12 protein-coding genes are annotated in these 14,016 nt (G+C 61.6%); 10 read left to right on the top strand and 2 right to left on the bottom strand.

From position 1 onward, the window contains the following. Positions 1–69: 69 nt before the first annotated feature. The 4 genes from rng (at position 70) to tldD (ending at position 7,776) form a co-directional block, all read left to right on the top strand. Entirely contained in the window at positions 70–1,527 is a 1,458-nt protein-coding gene (rng, locus tag H0Z09_RS05685; RefSeq protein WP_076951166.1) for a ribonuclease G, read from the top strand. Between the two features lie 77 nt (positions 1,528–1,604). Beyond that, a complete protein-coding gene (locus tag H0Z09_RS05690; protein WP_186688319.1) occupies positions 1,605–5,420 on the top strand; it encodes a YhdP family protein in 3,816 nt (1,271 codons plus the stop codon). A gap of 48 nt (positions 5,421–5,468) precedes the next feature. Next, a complete protein-coding gene (locus tag H0Z09_RS05695; protein WP_186688322.1) occupies positions 5,469–6,317 on the top strand; it encodes a carbon-nitrogen hydrolase family protein in 849 nt (282 codons plus the stop codon). A gap of 16 nt (positions 6,318–6,333) precedes the next feature. Beyond that, on the top strand, positions 6,334–7,776 hold the full coding sequence (tldD, locus tag H0Z09_RS05700; RefSeq protein WP_186688325.1) for a metalloprotease TldD: 1,443 nt from the start codon (positions 6,334–6,336) through the stop codon (positions 7,774–7,776). 45 nt (positions 7,777–7,821) lie between these two features. Here the strand turns inward: tldD and yjgA are convergent, their stop codons facing one another. Then, positions 7,822–8,343, bottom strand: coding sequence for a ribosome biogenesis factor YjgA (yjgA, locus tag H0Z09_RS05705; protein ID WP_076951170.1), 522 nt, complete (start codon positions 8,341–8,343; stop codon positions 7,822–7,824). 108 nt (positions 8,344–8,451) lie between these two features. Between yjgA and pmbA the strand changes: the two genes are divergently transcribed. From pmbA to H0Z09_RS05735, 6 genes are all read left to right on the top strand, one after another. Then, a complete protein-coding gene (gene pmbA, locus H0Z09_RS05710; RefSeq protein ID WP_186688328.1) occupies positions 8,452–9,798 on the top strand; it encodes a metalloprotease PmbA in 1,347 nt (448 codons plus the stop codon). 145 nt (positions 9,799–9,943) lie between these two features. Next, positions 9,944–10,339, top strand: a complete 396-nt coding sequence (locus H0Z09_RS05715) for a FagA protein (protein WP_186688331.1) — start codon at positions 9,944–9,946, stop codon at positions 10,337–10,339. After that, a complete protein-coding gene (locus H0Z09_RS05720; protein WP_076951173.1) occupies positions 10,332–11,708 on the top strand; it encodes a class II fumarate hydratase in 1,377 nt (458 codons plus the stop codon). Before H0Z09_RS05715 ends, H0Z09_RS05720 begins: the two co-directional genes overlap by 8 nt. Positions 11,709–11,735: 27 nt before the next feature. After that, positions 11,736–12,164 carry a hypothetical protein gene (locus H0Z09_RS05725; protein WP_076951174.1) on the top strand — a complete coding sequence of 143 codons (429 nt, stop codon included), beginning with the start codon at positions 11,736–11,738 and terminating at the stop codon, positions 12,162–12,164. A 1-nt stretch (position 12,165) separates the two neighbouring features. Continuing rightward, positions 12,166–12,777 carry a superoxide dismutase gene (locus tag H0Z09_RS05730; RefSeq protein ID WP_076951175.1) on the top strand — a complete coding sequence of 204 codons (612 nt, stop codon included), beginning with the start codon at positions 12,166–12,168 and terminating at the stop codon, positions 12,775–12,777. A gap of 32 nt (positions 12,778–12,809) precedes the next feature. After that, on the top strand, positions 12,810–13,703 hold the full coding sequence (locus tag H0Z09_RS05735) for a ZIP family metal transporter (RefSeq protein ID WP_186688333.1): 894 nt from the start codon (positions 12,810–12,812) through the stop codon (positions 13,701–13,703). 37 nt (positions 13,704–13,740) lie between these two features. On the opposite strand, the gene H0Z09_RS05740 is transcribed toward H0Z09_RS05735, so the two are convergent. Further along, on the bottom strand, positions 13,741–14,013 hold the full coding sequence (locus H0Z09_RS05740) for an HPr family phosphocarrier protein (RefSeq protein WP_186688335.1): 273 nt from the start codon (positions 14,011–14,013) through the stop codon (positions 13,741–13,743). Positions 14,014–14,016: the final 3 nt, after the last annotated feature.

Genomic DNA, 14,016 nt, shown 5'->3' on the forward strand with positions numbered 1-14,016 from the left:
GCTTCTACTTGAGCGCCCAGCCTTAAGCGATCGGTCACTATTGTGAAAACGCCTGAACGAGACCCAGCCATGAGTGAAGAGATTCTGATCAATATCACGCCGATGGAATCGCGCGTGGCGGTGGTAGAGAACGGTGTTCTGCAAGAAGTCCACGTGGAGCGCACCCAGAAGCGCGGGATCGTCGGCAACATCTACAAGGGCAAGGTGGTGCGCGTGTTGCCGGGGATGCAGGCTGCCTTCGTCGATATCGGCCTGGACCGAGCCGCGTTTATCCATGCCTCGGAAATTTCCCTGCGCGAAGGCCCGGCGGTCGAAAGCATCAGCGCCCTGGTGCACGAAGGGCAGAGCCTGGTGGTACAGGTCACCAAGGACCCCATCGGCTCCAAAGGCGCGCGCCTGACCACGCAGCTGTCGATTCCGTCGCGCTACCTGGTCTACATGCCGCGCACCGCCCATGTCGGCATTTCCCTGAAGATCGAAGACGAAGCCGAGCGCGAACGCCTCAAGAAGGTGGTCAGCGATTGCGTGGCCGCCGAAGGCATCAAGGAGGCCGGTGGTTTTATCCTGCGCACCGCCGCGGAGGGCGCGGGCGCCGATGAAATCCTGATGGACATCCGTTACCTGCGCCGGTTGTGGGACCAGATCGACGTGCAGATCAAGACCATCAGCGCGCCAAGCGTCATTTACGAAGACCTGGGCCTGGCTCTGCGCACGCTACGCGACCTGGTCAGCCCGAAGATTGAAAAAATTCGCATCGACTCGCGGGAAACCTTCCAGCGCACCACACAGTTTGTCGCCGAGCTGATGCCGGAAATTGCCGACCGCCTGGAACATTACCCAGGCGAACGGCCGATCTTTGACCTGTATGGCGTCGAAGATGAAATCCAGAAAGCCCTGGAACGCAAGGTGCCACTCAAGTCCGGCGGCTATCTGGTGGTGGACCCGGCGGAAGCCATGACCACCATTGACGTCAACACGGGCGCGTTCGTCGGTCATCGCAACCTTGAAGAGACGATCTTCAAGACCAACCTCGAAGCGGCTACGGCGATTGCCCGCCAACTGCGCCTGCGCAACCTGGGCGGCATCATCATCATCGACTTCATCGACATGGAAGATGAAGAGCACCAGCGCCAGGTGCTGCGTACCCTCGAAAAGCAGCTGGAACGCGATCACGCCAAGACCAACATTATCGGCATTACCGAACTGGGCCTGGTGCAGATGACCCGCAAGCGCACCCGCGAAAGCCTCGAACAGGTGCTGTGCGAGCCATGCAGCAGTTGCCAGGGGCGCGGTAAATTGAAGACGCCGGAAACGGTTTGCTACGAGATTTTCCGTGAAATCCTACGAGAGGCGCGAGCCTATCAGGCCGAAGGTTATAGAGTACTCGCCAACCAGAAAGTGGTGGATCGGCTGCTGGACGAAGAGTCCGGCAACGTTGCCGAGCTGGAGGGGTTTATCGGGCGCACGATTCGCTTCCAGGTCGAAACCATGTATTCCCAGGAACAATACGACGTGGTGCTGCTCTGATCCCCAATCGTTTTCCCTTTTACGCGACGGACAGACCGTGATCTGCCGTCCGACTACCGCCTTGAGGGTCGCCTGACATGGAGCGTCTGATACGCTTTTTTGCCGCTTTGACCCGTTGGGGCCTGGGCCTCTGCGCCTTGCTGCTGGTATTGGCGGCCGTGTATGTGAGCCTGGGCCGTGAATTGACCCCACTGGTGGCCGAATACCGTGGGGAAGTCGAAGCCAAGGCCCAGGCTGCGGTGGACATGCCCCTGCATATCGGCAGTCTTGAAGGCCGCTGGAGCGGCTTCGCCCCGGTATTGCTGGCCCATGATGTGATGGTGGGCGAGGGCAGCAGTGCCCTGCGCCTGGACCAGGTCGAAGTGGTGCCGGATATCTGGGCCAGCCTCATGGCGCGCGAAGTGCGCATTGCGCATTTGCAAGTCAGTGGCTTGCAGCTCAGCGTCAAGGAAGACAAGGACGGCAAATGGGCCCTTCAGGGCCTGCCGATGCGCGACGACCAGCCGCTGGACCCGGAGCAGTTGCTCACGCGCATGCAGCGGGTCAAGCGTGTGTCGCTGCTCGACAGCCAGGTCACGTTGCAACCGTTTGACCAGGCACCCGTGACGCTGACGTATGTCGGGCTGAGCCTGCACACCGGCATGACCCGCCAGCGTCTGGACGCGCGCTTGACCCTGCCCGATGGCCAGCCGCTCGCCTTGAGCCTGCGCACGCGTATTCGCGCCAGCCAGTGGAAGGACGGCGAAGTCCAGGCCTACCTGAGCCTGCCGCAAAGCGATTGGGCCAAGTGGATCCCGGCCAAGCTGACCCAGCAGTGGACACTCAGCCAATTCAAGGCCGGTGGCGAATTCTGGCTGACCTGGGCCAAAGGCACCGTGCAAAGCGCTGTGGTGCGCCTCAACTCGCCTCAGGTCAAAGGCCGTTACGCCGAGCGCAAGCCTGTGCACATCGAAAACCTTGCGCTCACCGCCTACCTGCAGCGCAGCGACACCGGCCTCAAGGTGCTGTTCGACTCCCTGGCGATGAACCTGGGGGAAACCCGTTGGGAATCCCGCCTGCAACTCCAGCAGACCCTGGCTAGCGACAAGGACCAGGAAGTCTGGAAGCTCCAGGCCGACCGCCTGGACCTCACGCCGCTCACGCCACTGCTCAATGCCCTGGCGCCGCTGCCGGAAGGTTTCGCCAAAACCCTCGAGCACCTCAAGGCCACTGGCCTGCTGCGTAATGTGCTGGTGGACTTTCGCCCTCAAGACACCACCGATCAAAAAGTCAGCTTCGCCGCCAACCTCGAGCGCATCGGTTTTGATGCCTACTCTGGCGCGCCCGCCGCGCGTAACGTATCGGGCAGTATCAGTGGCGACCTGGGCCATGGCGAGTTGCGCATGGACAGCAAAGACTTCTCCCTGCACCTTGACCCGATCTTCGCCAAGCCCTGGCAGTACCTGCAGGCCAATGCACGCCTGACCTGGAAGCTGGACAAGCAAGGTTTCACCCTGATCGCCCCGTATATCAAGGTGCTGGGCGAGGAGGGCAAGATCGCCGCCGACTTCCTGATTCGCCTGCATTTCGACCATAGCCAGGAAGACTACATGGACCTGCGCGTCGGCATGGTCGATGGCGACGGGCGCTTCACCCCCAAGTACCTGCCGGCGGTGTTGAGCCCGGCACTCGATGAATGGTTGCGCACGGCGATTCTCAAGGGGGCGGTGGACCAGGGCTTCTTCCAGTACCAGGGTTCGCTGAACCACGACGCGTTGCGGGCTTCGCGCAATATCAGCCTGTTCTTCAAGGTGCATGACGCCGAGCTGGCGTTTCAGCCCGGCTGGCCCCATGTGAGCAAGGTCAACGGCGAAGTGTTTGTCGAGGAGAGCGGCGTACGCATCCTGGCGAGCAAGGGCCAGTTGCTCGACACCAAGGTCAAGGACATCTACGTCAATATTCCCCACGCGCCTGCCGGCAAGGACAGCCATCTGTTGCTGACGGGTGGTTTTGCCGGCGGTTTGGGCGATGGCCTGAAGATCCTCCAGGAAGCACCGATCGGCACGGCATCGACGTTTGCCGGCTGGAAAGGTGAGGGCGATCTGCAAGGCAATCTCGACCTGGATATCCCGTTGACCAAGGGCGCCGAGCCGAAAATCGTGGTGGACTTCAAAACCGATAAGGCGCGACTGCAACTGGCGGAGCCCACCCTTGACCTGACCCAGCTCAAGGGCGATTTGCGCTTCGACAGCACCAAGGGCCTCAGTGGGCAGAACATCACGGCCCAGGCGTTCGACCGGCCGATCACCGCGCAGATCTTTGCCGACGGCAAGCCGGGTACTGTCAGCACGCGCGTGGTTGCCAAGGGCCAGGTGACGGTCAAGCGGCTGGCGGATTGGCTGAACGTCACTCAGCCGTTGCCGGTCTCCGGTGATATTCCCTACCAGTTGCAACTGGACCTGAGCGGCGCCGACAGCCAACTGATGGTGAGCTCGAACCTCAAGGGCGTGGCGGTGGATTTGCCCGCGCCGTTCGGCATGCCGGCCAGCCAGGGCCGTGACAGCGTATTTCGCATGACCCTGCAGGGCGCCGAGCGCCGCTATTGGTTCGATTACGGCGAGTTGGCGAATTTTACTTTTGCCGCGCCGCCGGACAAATTCAATGATGGCCGGGGAGAGCTGTTCCTCGGTGATGGCGAAGCGGTGCTGCCAGGTGCCAGGGGCTTGCGTATTCGCGGCGTGCTGTCGGAACTGGATATCGATCCCTGGAGAAAGCTCGTCAACCAGTATGCCGGGAACGATCCTGGCGGCAGTGCCAAGCAATTGCTCAGCGGCGCCGATTTCAAGGTGGGCAAGCTGACCGGTTTCGGCACCCAGTTTGATCGAGTGAACTTGCAATTGGACAGTAAGCAGGCGGCGTGGGGCTTGCAGTTCGACAGCCAGCAGGCCAAGGGCACGGTCAACCTGCCGGACGCCAAGGGCGCACCGATTGCGATCAACCTGCAATACGTGAAACTGCCGGCGGTGGACCCGACGGTGCAGGCGGACGAAAACGCTCCGGACCCATTGGCGAGCATCGATCCGAAGGATATTCCGGCGCTGGATATCGCCATTGACCAGTTGTTCCAAGGCCCGGACCTGGTCGGCGCCTGGTCGCTGAAAATCCGCCCGACCGCCAAGGGCCTGGCGTTCACTAACCTGGACCTGGGCCTCAAGGGCATGCAGCTCAAGGGGGCCGGTGGTTGGGAGGGCGCAGCGGGCGCCAGCGGCAGTTGGTACAAGGGCCGCCTGGACGGCAAGAATATTGGTGATGTGCTCAAGGGGTGGGGTTATGCACCGACCGTCACCAGCCAGGATTTCCATCTGGACGTGGATGGTCGCTGGCCCGGTTCGCCGGCCTATGTAGGGCCCAAGCGCTTCTCGGGCAGCCTGGACGCGGCATTTCGCAACGGTCAGTTCGTGGAAGTGGAAGGCGGTGCCCAGGCCCTGCGGGTATTCGGCCTGTTGAATTTCAACTCCATCGGGCGCCGGTTGCGCCTGGACTTTTCCGACTTGCTCGGCAAGGGCCTGAGCTATGACCGGGTCAAAGGCTTGCTGGCCGCCAGTGACGGTGTGTTCGTGACCCGTGAACCGATCACCATGACCGGGCCATCGACCAACCTGGAGCTCAACGGCACCCTGGACCTGGTCGCCGACCGGGTTGACGCCAAGCTGCTGGTCACCCTGCCGGTCACCAATAACCTGCCGATCGCCGCGCTGATCGTGGGCGCGCCGGCGATTGGCGGTGCGTTGTTCCTGATCGACAAGCTGATCGGTGACCGTGTTGCGCGCTTCGCCAGCGTGCAATACAAGGTGGAAGGCCCATGGAAAGACCCGAAAATCACTTTCGACAAGCCATTTGAAAAGCCAAACTGAGAGCCTGTGGAGTAGCATGGCCACCTATCCTTCAGGGAGTGTCGGCCCATGTCCTTTGCGGTAATTCAAATGGTCAGCCAGAGCGACGTGCTGGCCAACCTGGCCCAGGCCCGGCGTCTGCTGGAGCAAGCGGCGGCGGGTGGTGCGAAGTTGGCGGTGCTGCCGGAAAACTTCGCCGCCATGGGCCGTCGCGATGTGGCCGATATCGGCCGCGCCGAAGCGCTGGGCGACGGCCCGATCCTGCCATGGTTGAAACAGACCGCCCGCGACCTCACCTTATGGATAGTGGCCGGTACTTTGCCGTTGCCACCCGAGGATCAACCGCACGCCAAGCCACATGCCTGCTCGCTGTTGGTCGATGATCGCGGCGAGACCGTTGCCCGTTACGACAAGCTGCATTTGTTCGATGTCGATGTGGCGGACGCTCGAGGTCGCTATCGCGAGTCTGATGACTATGCTTTCGGTGGCAACGTGGTGGTCGCGGATACACCGGTCGGCCGCCTGGGGCTGACGGTATGTTACGACTTGCGCTTCCCCGAGCTCTACAGCGAGTTGCGTGCGGCGGGGGCGCAATTGATTAGCGCACCTTCGGCGTTTACGGCCGTGACCGGCGCCGCGCATTGGGATGTGCTGGTGCGTGCAAGGGCCATCGAAACCCAGTGCTACCTGCTGGCGGCCGCCCAGGGCGGTGTGCATCCGGGCCCACGGGAAACCCATGGGCACGCGGCGATTGTCGACCCGTGGGGGCGTGTGCTGGCACAACAGGACAAAGGCGAAGCGGTGTTGTTGGCCGAGCGCGATAGCAGTGAACAGGCGTCGATTCGGGCGCGCATGCCGGTGGTCAACCACCGGCGCTTTTTCTCGCAGGGCGCACAGCGGCCTGCTTCGGAACGATGAATTTAAGGCCATACCTATGAGCGAGTTGTTGTCCTCAGTCAGTGAACACCTCCTGGCACCCGGTGGCGTGACCATCGAAAGTCTGCAAACCGTGCTCGGCGATCTGGCCGGGCCGGGCATTGACGCGGCCGATCTGTATTTCCAGGGCCAGATCTCCGAGTCCTGGTCGTTGGAAGACGGGATCGTCAAGGAAGGCAGTTTCAATCTTGATCAGGGGGTCGGCGTTCGCGCGCAATCCGGTGAGAAAACCGGTTTCGCCTACAGCAACGCGATCACCCTGGAAGCCTTGGGCCTGGCGGCGCGTGCTGCGCGCTCGATCTCGCGCGCCGGGCAAAATGGCACGGTGCAGGCATTCAGCACCCAGGACGTGGCCCAGTTATACGCACCGGATAACCCACTGGAAGTGATCAGCCGCGCGGAAAAGGTCGAGCTGCTCAAGCGTGTCGACGCGGCCACCCGTGCCCTGGACCCACGTATCCAGCAGGTCACCGTGAGCATGGCCGGCGTGTGGGAACGTATCCTGGTGGCGTCCACCGATGGCGGCCTGGCGGCGGATGTACGGCCGCTGGTGCGTTTCAACGTGAGTGTGATCGTCGAGCAGAACGGTCGTCGCGAGCGCGGTGGCCATGGCGGCGGCGGGCGTACCGACTACCGTTATTTCCTCAGCGATGACCGCGCCATGGGGTATGCCCGTGAAGCGTTGCGCCAGGCGCTGGTCAACCTGGAAGCGATTCCGGCACCGGCGGGTACCCTGCCGGTAGTGCTGGGTTCGGGCTGGTCCGGTGTGCTGCTGCACGAAGCGGTCGGGCATGGCCTGGAAGGGGACTTCAACCGCAAGGGCAGTTCGGCCTACAGCGGGCGCATGGGCGAAATGGTTGCGTCCAAGCTCTGCACTATCGTCGATGACGGCACCCTGGCCGGGCGTCGTGGCTCGCTGAGCGTGGATGATGAGGGGACCCCAACCGAGTGCACCACCCTGATCGAAAACGGCGTGCTCAAGGGCTATATGCAAGACAAGCTCAACGCTCGCCTGATGGGGGTTGCCCGCACCGGTAACGGCCGCCGCGAATCTTATGCGCACCTGCCGATGCCACGCATGACCAATACCTACATGCTCGGTGGCCAAAGCGATCCGGCGGAAATCATCGCTTCGGTAAAGCGCGGCATCTACTGCGCCAACCTCGGTGGTGGCCAGGTGGATATCACCAGCGGCAAGTTCGTGTTTTCCACCAGCGAGGCGTACCTGATCGAAGACGGCAAGATTACCGCGCCGGTCAAAGGGGCAACGTTGATCGGTAATGGCCCGGAGGCGATGAGCAAGGTGTCGATGGTCGGCAACGACCTGTCGCTGGACAGCGGTGTGGGCACGTGCGGTAAGGATGGGCAGTCGGTGCCGGTGGGTGTCGGCCAGCCAACGCTGAAGATTGATGCGATCACCGTGGGTGGCACGGGGTCGTGAGCCGTGGAGCTTCGGGTGGCGAAGACCGCCACCCGCGGAAGAGGATCAGCGCAGACCGCGTTGAGTCTCGTCCAGCTCTCGGATGTATTTGAAGATTTTACGGCTGGTGGCCGGCGCTTTGTTATGCGCCTGCTCATGCTGGGCCTGACGGATCAGGGAGCGCAGTTGCTGGCGGTCCGCATCCGGATAGTCCAGCACGAATTTCTCCAGCACGGCGTCATCGCCCTCAATCAGGCGGTCACGCCAACGCTCCAGGTTATGGAAGCGTTCGTTGTACTGGCGAGTGGAGGCATCGGTTTGATCAAGCAAGGCCAGAATGGCGTCAGTGTCCTGATCGCGCATCAGTTTGCCGATAAACATGATGTGCCGTTTACGCGCGATATTCGCGGTGTGCTTGGGCGCATCCGCCAAAGCCCGGCGCATTTCGTCGGTCAACGGCAGTTTTGCAATCAAATCCTTCTTGAGCGTTGTAAGGCGCTCGCCGAGGTCAACCAGAGCATGCAGCTCACGTTTGACCTGGGTTTTGCTTTTCTCCCCATCGAGGGAGTCGTCGTAAGAATCAACCATGGTGGCAGTCCGCAAAGAAACGCCGCCATGATAACCAGTCGGGGGCCGCTTGTCCGGCCCGGTCGCTCGATGGCCTTAACCGAAAGCAGAATTTGAGTGGAGAAAACCATGAGTGCAGCCCAAAGCGTCGGTCCGCAAGCGTTACCGGCACTGCAGGAACAAGTCGAGCAGATCCTTGCCGAGGCCAAGCGCCAGGGGGCCAGCGCCTGTGAAGTGGCGGTGTCGCTGGAGCAAGGGCTGTCGACGTCGGTCCGTCAGCGGGAAGTGGAAACCGTTGAGTTCAATCGCGACCAAGGGTTTGGCATCACCTTGTATGTAGGGCAGCGCAAAGGGTCGGCGAGTACCTCGGCCAGCGGCCCGGAGGCGATCCGCGAAACCGTGGCCGCTGCATTGGCCATCGCCAAGCACACCTCCGAAGATGAAAGCTCAGGCTTGGCCGACAAGGCGCTGATGGCCCAGGACCTGCAGGATTTCGATCTGTTCCACGCTTGGGACATCACGCCAGAGCAGGCCATCGAGCAGGCTTTGGTCTGCGAAGCGGCGGCATTCGACGCCGATGCCCGCATCAAGAACGCTGATGGCACCACGTTGAGTACCCATCAGGGTTGCCGCGTGTACGGCAACAGCCATGGTTTTATCGGCGGTTATGCTTCCACGCGCCATAGCCTGAGCTGTGTAATGATCGCCGAGGCCAATGGCCAGATGCAGCGCGATTACTGGTACGACGTGAACCGCCAGGGCGACCTGCTCGCTGACCCAGTCAGCATTGGCCAGCGCGCCGCGCAACGTGCGGCAAGTCGCCTGGGTGCGCGCCCGGTGCCAACCTGCGAAGTGCCGGTGCTGTTTTCCGCAGAGTTGGCCGGTGGGTTGTTCGGCAGTTTCCTGGGGGCGATTTCCGGTGGCAACCTGTACCGCAAGTCGTCGTTCCTCGAGGGTGCGATCGGCCAGAAACTGTTTCCAGAGTGGCTGACCATTGACGAACGCCCCCACCTGATGCGCGCCATGGGCAGCACATCGTTCGACGGCGATGGCCTGGCGACTTACGCGAAGCCTTTCGTCGAGAACGGCGAGCTGGTTTCCTACGTATTGAGCACCTATTCCGGCCGCAAACTCGGCCTGCCAAGCACTGCCAACTCCGGCGGCGTGCACAACCTGTTCGTCACCCATGGCGAGGAAGACCAGGCCGCCCTGTTGCGGCGCATGGGGCGTGGCCTGCTGGTGACCGAATTGATGGGCCATGGCTTGAACATGGTCACGGGTGATTACTCCCGTGGTGCCGCGGGTTTCTGGGTGGAAAACGGCGAGATTCAGTTTGCCGTCCAGGAGGTGACCATCGCCGGCAACATGCGCGACATGTTCAAGCAGATCGTCGCGGTGGGTAATGACTTGGAACTGCGCAGCAACATTCGCACAGGGTCGGTGTTGATCGAGCGGATGACCGTCGCCGGTAGCTGATTCATCCATTGCTCCACCCAAAGGCGCGCCGTCTTGAAGATGGCGCGCTTTTTTTTGTGTGTGTGACAAGGGATTATCACGCCACCCTTGTTTTGATTCTTAATATCATTTAATAATAAATCTCATTACCGAATGAGTGTGGATCATGAAGCCTGTCCTGCATGAGGATCCTTATCTTGAGAGCTGGCGCTGGATGAGCCGACAGATTCGTTGCGGCCTCGACCCCAACGAGCCGCGTCTGATCGAACACTACCTCAATGAGGGCCGCTACCTGGCGTGTTGCACCGCCACCCATCCGTGGACGATCGCTGAAACCTCATTCCGTCTGCTACTCGATACCGCCAGCGATATCGTGCTGCCCTGGCATTGGCGTTCCATGTGCCTGGATCAGGCCTGGCGCCCACTGCGCGATCTGGAAAAGCTCTCCCACTGTGCCTGCCGCCTCAAGCGCTGGCAGACCTTCGCTTGGCAATTGGCTACGTGCCAATTGTTGCCCTCTCTTTCCGTTACTGACCTGGTCCAAGGATCCTCCGATGAGTAATACCCGTATCGAACGCGACAGCATGGGCGAACTGCAGGTGCCCGCCGAGGCTTTGTACGGCGCCCAGACCCAGCGCGCGGTAAACAATTTCCCGATCAGCCATCAACCCATGCCGGCGCAATTCATCCGCGCATTGATCCTGGCCAAGGCCGCCGCCGCCAAAGTCAACGTCGACCTCGAACAAATCAGCGCAGGGCAGGGCAAGGCTATCGTCGATGCCGCCCAAGGTTTGCTCGAAGGTGATTTCATGCGGCACTTCCCGGTGGATATCTTCCAGACCGGCTCCGGCACCAGCTCCAACATGAATGCCAACGAGGTGATTGCGACCCTCGCGACCCGTTTGCTGGGCGAGCCGGTAAACCCCAACGATCACGTGAACTGCGGCCAAAGCAGCAACGACATCATTCCGACCACTATCCACGTCAGTGCCGCGCTGGTGCTGCATGAGCATACGCTGCCGGCCTTGCTGCACCTGGTTCAGGTGATCGAGCAAAAAGCCGAAGAGGTCCACCCGTTCATCAAGACCGGCCGCACGCACCTGATGGACGCCATGCCGGTGCGCATGAGCCAGGTGCTCAACGGCTGGGCGCAGCAGCTCAAGGCCAACATCGGGCACTTGCAGGACCTGCTGCCAAGCCTGCAAGCGCTGGCCCAGGGCGGCACGGCGGTCGGCACCGGGATCAACGCACACCCGCAGTTCGCCGCGCGTTTCAGCCAGCAATTGAGCACCCTGACCGGCGTGACCTTCACCCCAGGCAAGAACCTGTTTGCACTGATCGGCTCCCAGGACACCGCCGTTGCCGTCTCCGGCCAGCTGAAAGCCACCGCCGTGTCGCTGATGAAGATTGCCAACGACCTGCGCTGGATGAACTCCGGCCCGCTCGCCGGCCTCGGTGAAATCGAACTCGAAGCCCTGCAGCCGGGCTCCTCGATCATGCCCGGCAAGGTCAACCCGGTGATCCCGGAAGCGACCGCCATGGTCGCCGCGCAGGTCATCGGCAACGATACGGTGATCACCGTCGCCGGCCAGTCGGGCAATTTCGAGCTGAACGTGATGCTGCCGATCATTGCCCAGAACCTGCTCAGCAGTCTCCAATTGCTGGCCAATGCCAGCCGTTTGCTCGCAGACAAGGCCATTGCCAGCTTCAAGGTCAACGAAGCCAAGCTCAAGGAGGCGTTATCGCGCAACCCGATCCTGGTCACCGCACTCAACCCGATCATCGGTTACCAAAAGGCTGCCGAGATAGCCAAGACGGCCTATCAGCAGGGTCGCCCGGTGATTGATGTCGCCCTCGAGCACACCGACTTGCCGCGCAGCCAACTGGAAATCCTGCTGGATCCGGAAAAGCTCACCGCCGGCGGCGTGTAATCACCGACCCTGCTTTGGAGGCTCACCATGGAGCACTGGAAACGCACGATCGAACGGGCCAATCGCTGTTTTATGGCCGGCGAACTGGTGGATGCTCGCGAGGCCTACTTGCAAGCCCTGGCCCTGGCCCAAGTGTTGTTCGAACGCTGGGCGGACGCCGACGAAGCGGTGGCGGCCTGCGTCATTTCCCATCACAACCTGGCGGATCTGCACCTGCGCCTGAACCAGCCGGAAGAGAGCGCCGAATACCTCTGCGCGATTCACCAGCGTCTGCTGCAAACCATGCAGGACTCGCGGTTGAGCCCGCAATTACGCGAAGCGGCCCTGCGTCAGAGCAGCAAGACTTACGTCGAGCTATTGAACTTCATCAGCGATCACGGTGAGTACCCGCGCACCCATCGCTTGCTGGGTGGCGCTGCGGTGCAACCGACCACTTCCCACTACGGAGCACATTGATATGACTTACACCTTGCCTGCCTTGCCTTACGCCTATGACGCCCTGGAACCGCATATCGATGCGCAGACCATGGAAATTCATTACACCAAGCACCACCAGACCTACATCAACAACCTCAACGCGGCCGTAGAAGGCACCGAGTTTGCGGGCTGGCCGGTGGAGAAGCTGGTGTCCAGCGTGCAGCAGCTGCCGGAAAAAATGCGCGCTGCGGTGATCAACCAAGGCGGCGGGCACGCCAACCATTCGTTGTTCTGGGCGGTGATGTCGCCCAAGGGCGGCGGTAAACCCGAGGGCGAGCTGGGCAAGGCGATCGACGAGCAGTTGGGTGGATTCGATAGCTTCAAGGAAGCATTCACCAAGGCGGCCCTGACCCGTTTCGGCAGCGGCTGGGCGTGGCTGAGTGTCACCCCGCAAAAGACCCTGGTGGTGGAAAGCAGCGGTAACCAGGACAGTCCGCTGATGAACGGTAATACGCCGATCCTCGGCCTGGACGTCTGGGAGCACGCCTACTATCTGCTGTATCAGAACCGCCGCCCCGAATACATCAATGCCTTCTACAGTGTTATCAACTGGCCGGAAGTTGCCGCGCGCTATCAGGCCGCTGTTGCCTGAATTCAACCTCATAACAAGATCTAAGGCCGACTATGGGCATTGAAACACTGGCGATCAGCAGCGGGCGAATGTTTCGTTATGCATTTGGTTCGCTGCTGCTATTGGCAGGTTCTGCATTGCTGGTAGCCCACGGGCTGGCCTGGCTGGACCTGGAACCGCGTATTCTGCGCGCCCTGCAGGGCGGGGCCATCTGCGCGCTCGGCACGGCGCTCGGTGCCGTTCCGGTGCTGGTCATCCGGCGCATGCCGGTGGCGCTGAGCGATACGTTGCTGGGCTTTGGTGCTGGGGTGATGCTGGCGGCGACGGCGTTCTCGCTGATCGTGCCAGGCATTAGCGCGGCTGAGAGCCTGGGACTGACGCCCTGGGGCGCCAGTGGCTTGATCTGTTTCGGCATTATGCTCGGAGCATTCGGGCTGTACCTGGTTGACCGCCAGGTCTCCGGTGCCAGCCCGGAAATGCTGGTGGGCACGCCAGACAAGCCGGTGATCCCGCCGCGCATCTGGCTGTTCGTGTTTGCCATCATCGCCCACAACATTCCGGAAGGCATGGCGGTGGGCGTCTCCGCCGGTGGCGGAATGCCGGATGCCGATAGCCTGGCGATGGGCATTGCGTTGCAGGATGTGCCTGAAGGCCTGGTGATTGCGCTGGTATTGGCCGGGGCGGGGATGTCACGGGTCAAGGCGTTCCTGATCGGTGCTGCGTCAGGCCTGGTGGAGCCGGTGTTCGCTGTACTCTGCGCGTGGTTGGTAAGTCTGGCCGAGGTGCTGCTGCCTTTGGGCCTGGCCCTTGCCGCAGGTGCGATGCTGCTGGTGGTGACCCACGAAGTCATTCCTGAATCGCGGCGCAATGGTCACGAAAAGCTCGCCAGCCTTGGGCTGTGTATCGGTTTTTGCCTGATGATGGTGATGGATACCGCTTTGGGCTGAAGTCGTTGCGACCTCATGCCCGTCTCAGAGGGTGAGTTCACTCACCCTCATCGAAGTAGTTGTTGATCAGCGCCACCAAGGCGTCCATCGCTTCCTGCTCCTGCTCGCCTTCGGTCTTCAAGTGAATCCTGGTGCCCTTGCCGGCCGCCAGCATCATCATGGCCATGATGCTCTTGCCGTCGACCATGGCGTCCGGGGTGCGCCCGGCGCGGATCTGGCAGGGGAACTGGCCGGCGACGCCGACGAACTTGGCCGAGGCCCGGGCGTGCAAACCCAGCTTGTTGATGATTTCAATTTCACGAGCGGGCATCGC

The organism is Pseudomonas sp. SWRI18 (assembly GCF_014268345.1).
Classification (GTDB): domain Bacteria; phylum Pseudomonadota; class Gammaproteobacteria; order Pseudomonadales; family Pseudomonadaceae; genus Aquipseudomonas; species Aquipseudomonas cedrina.

Excerpts from the sequence above, each read along its gene's own strand:
- pmbA (WP_186688328.1), top strand. The coding sequence starts at position 8,452 with ATGAGTGCAGCCCAAAGCGTCGGTCCGCAAGCGTTACCGGCACTGCAG.
- H0Z09_RS05740 (WP_186688335.1), bottom strand. The coding sequence starts at position 14,013 with ATGCCCGCTCGTGAAATTGAAATCATCAACAAGCTGGGTTTGCACGCC.
- H0Z09_RS05690 (WP_186688319.1), top strand. The coding sequence starts at position 1,605 with ATGGAGCGTCTGATACGCTTTTTTGCCGCTTTGACCCGTTGGGGCCTG.
- H0Z09_RS05735 (WP_186688333.1), top strand. The coding sequence starts at position 12,810 with ATGGGCATTGAAACACTGGCGATCAGCAGCGGGCGAATGTTTCGTTAT.
- H0Z09_RS05730 (WP_076951175.1), top strand. The coding sequence starts at position 12,166 with ATGACTTACACCTTGCCTGCCTTGCCTTACGCCTATGACGCCCTGGAA.
- H0Z09_RS05715 (WP_186688331.1), top strand. The coding sequence starts at position 9,944 with ATGAAGCCTGTCCTGCATGAGGATCCTTATCTTGAGAGCTGGCGCTGG.
- yjgA (WP_076951170.1), bottom strand. The coding sequence starts at position 8,343 with ATGGTTGATTCTTACGACGACTCCCTCGATGGGGAGAAAAGCAAAACC.
- tldD (WP_186688325.1), top strand. The coding sequence starts at position 6,334 with ATGAGCGAGTTGTTGTCCTCAGTCAGTGAACACCTCCTGGCACCCGGT.
- rng (WP_076951166.1), top strand. The coding sequence starts at position 70 with ATGAGTGAAGAGATTCTGATCAATATCACGCCGATGGAATCGCGCGTG.
- H0Z09_RS05695 (WP_186688322.1), top strand. The coding sequence starts at position 5,469 with ATGTCCTTTGCGGTAATTCAAATGGTCAGCCAGAGCGACGTGCTGGCC.
- H0Z09_RS05725 (WP_076951174.1), top strand. The coding sequence starts at position 11,736 with ATGGAGCACTGGAAACGCACGATCGAACGGGCCAATCGCTGTTTTATG.
- H0Z09_RS05720 (WP_076951173.1), top strand. The coding sequence starts at position 10,332 with ATGAGTAATACCCGTATCGAACGCGACAGCATGGGCGAACTGCAGGTG.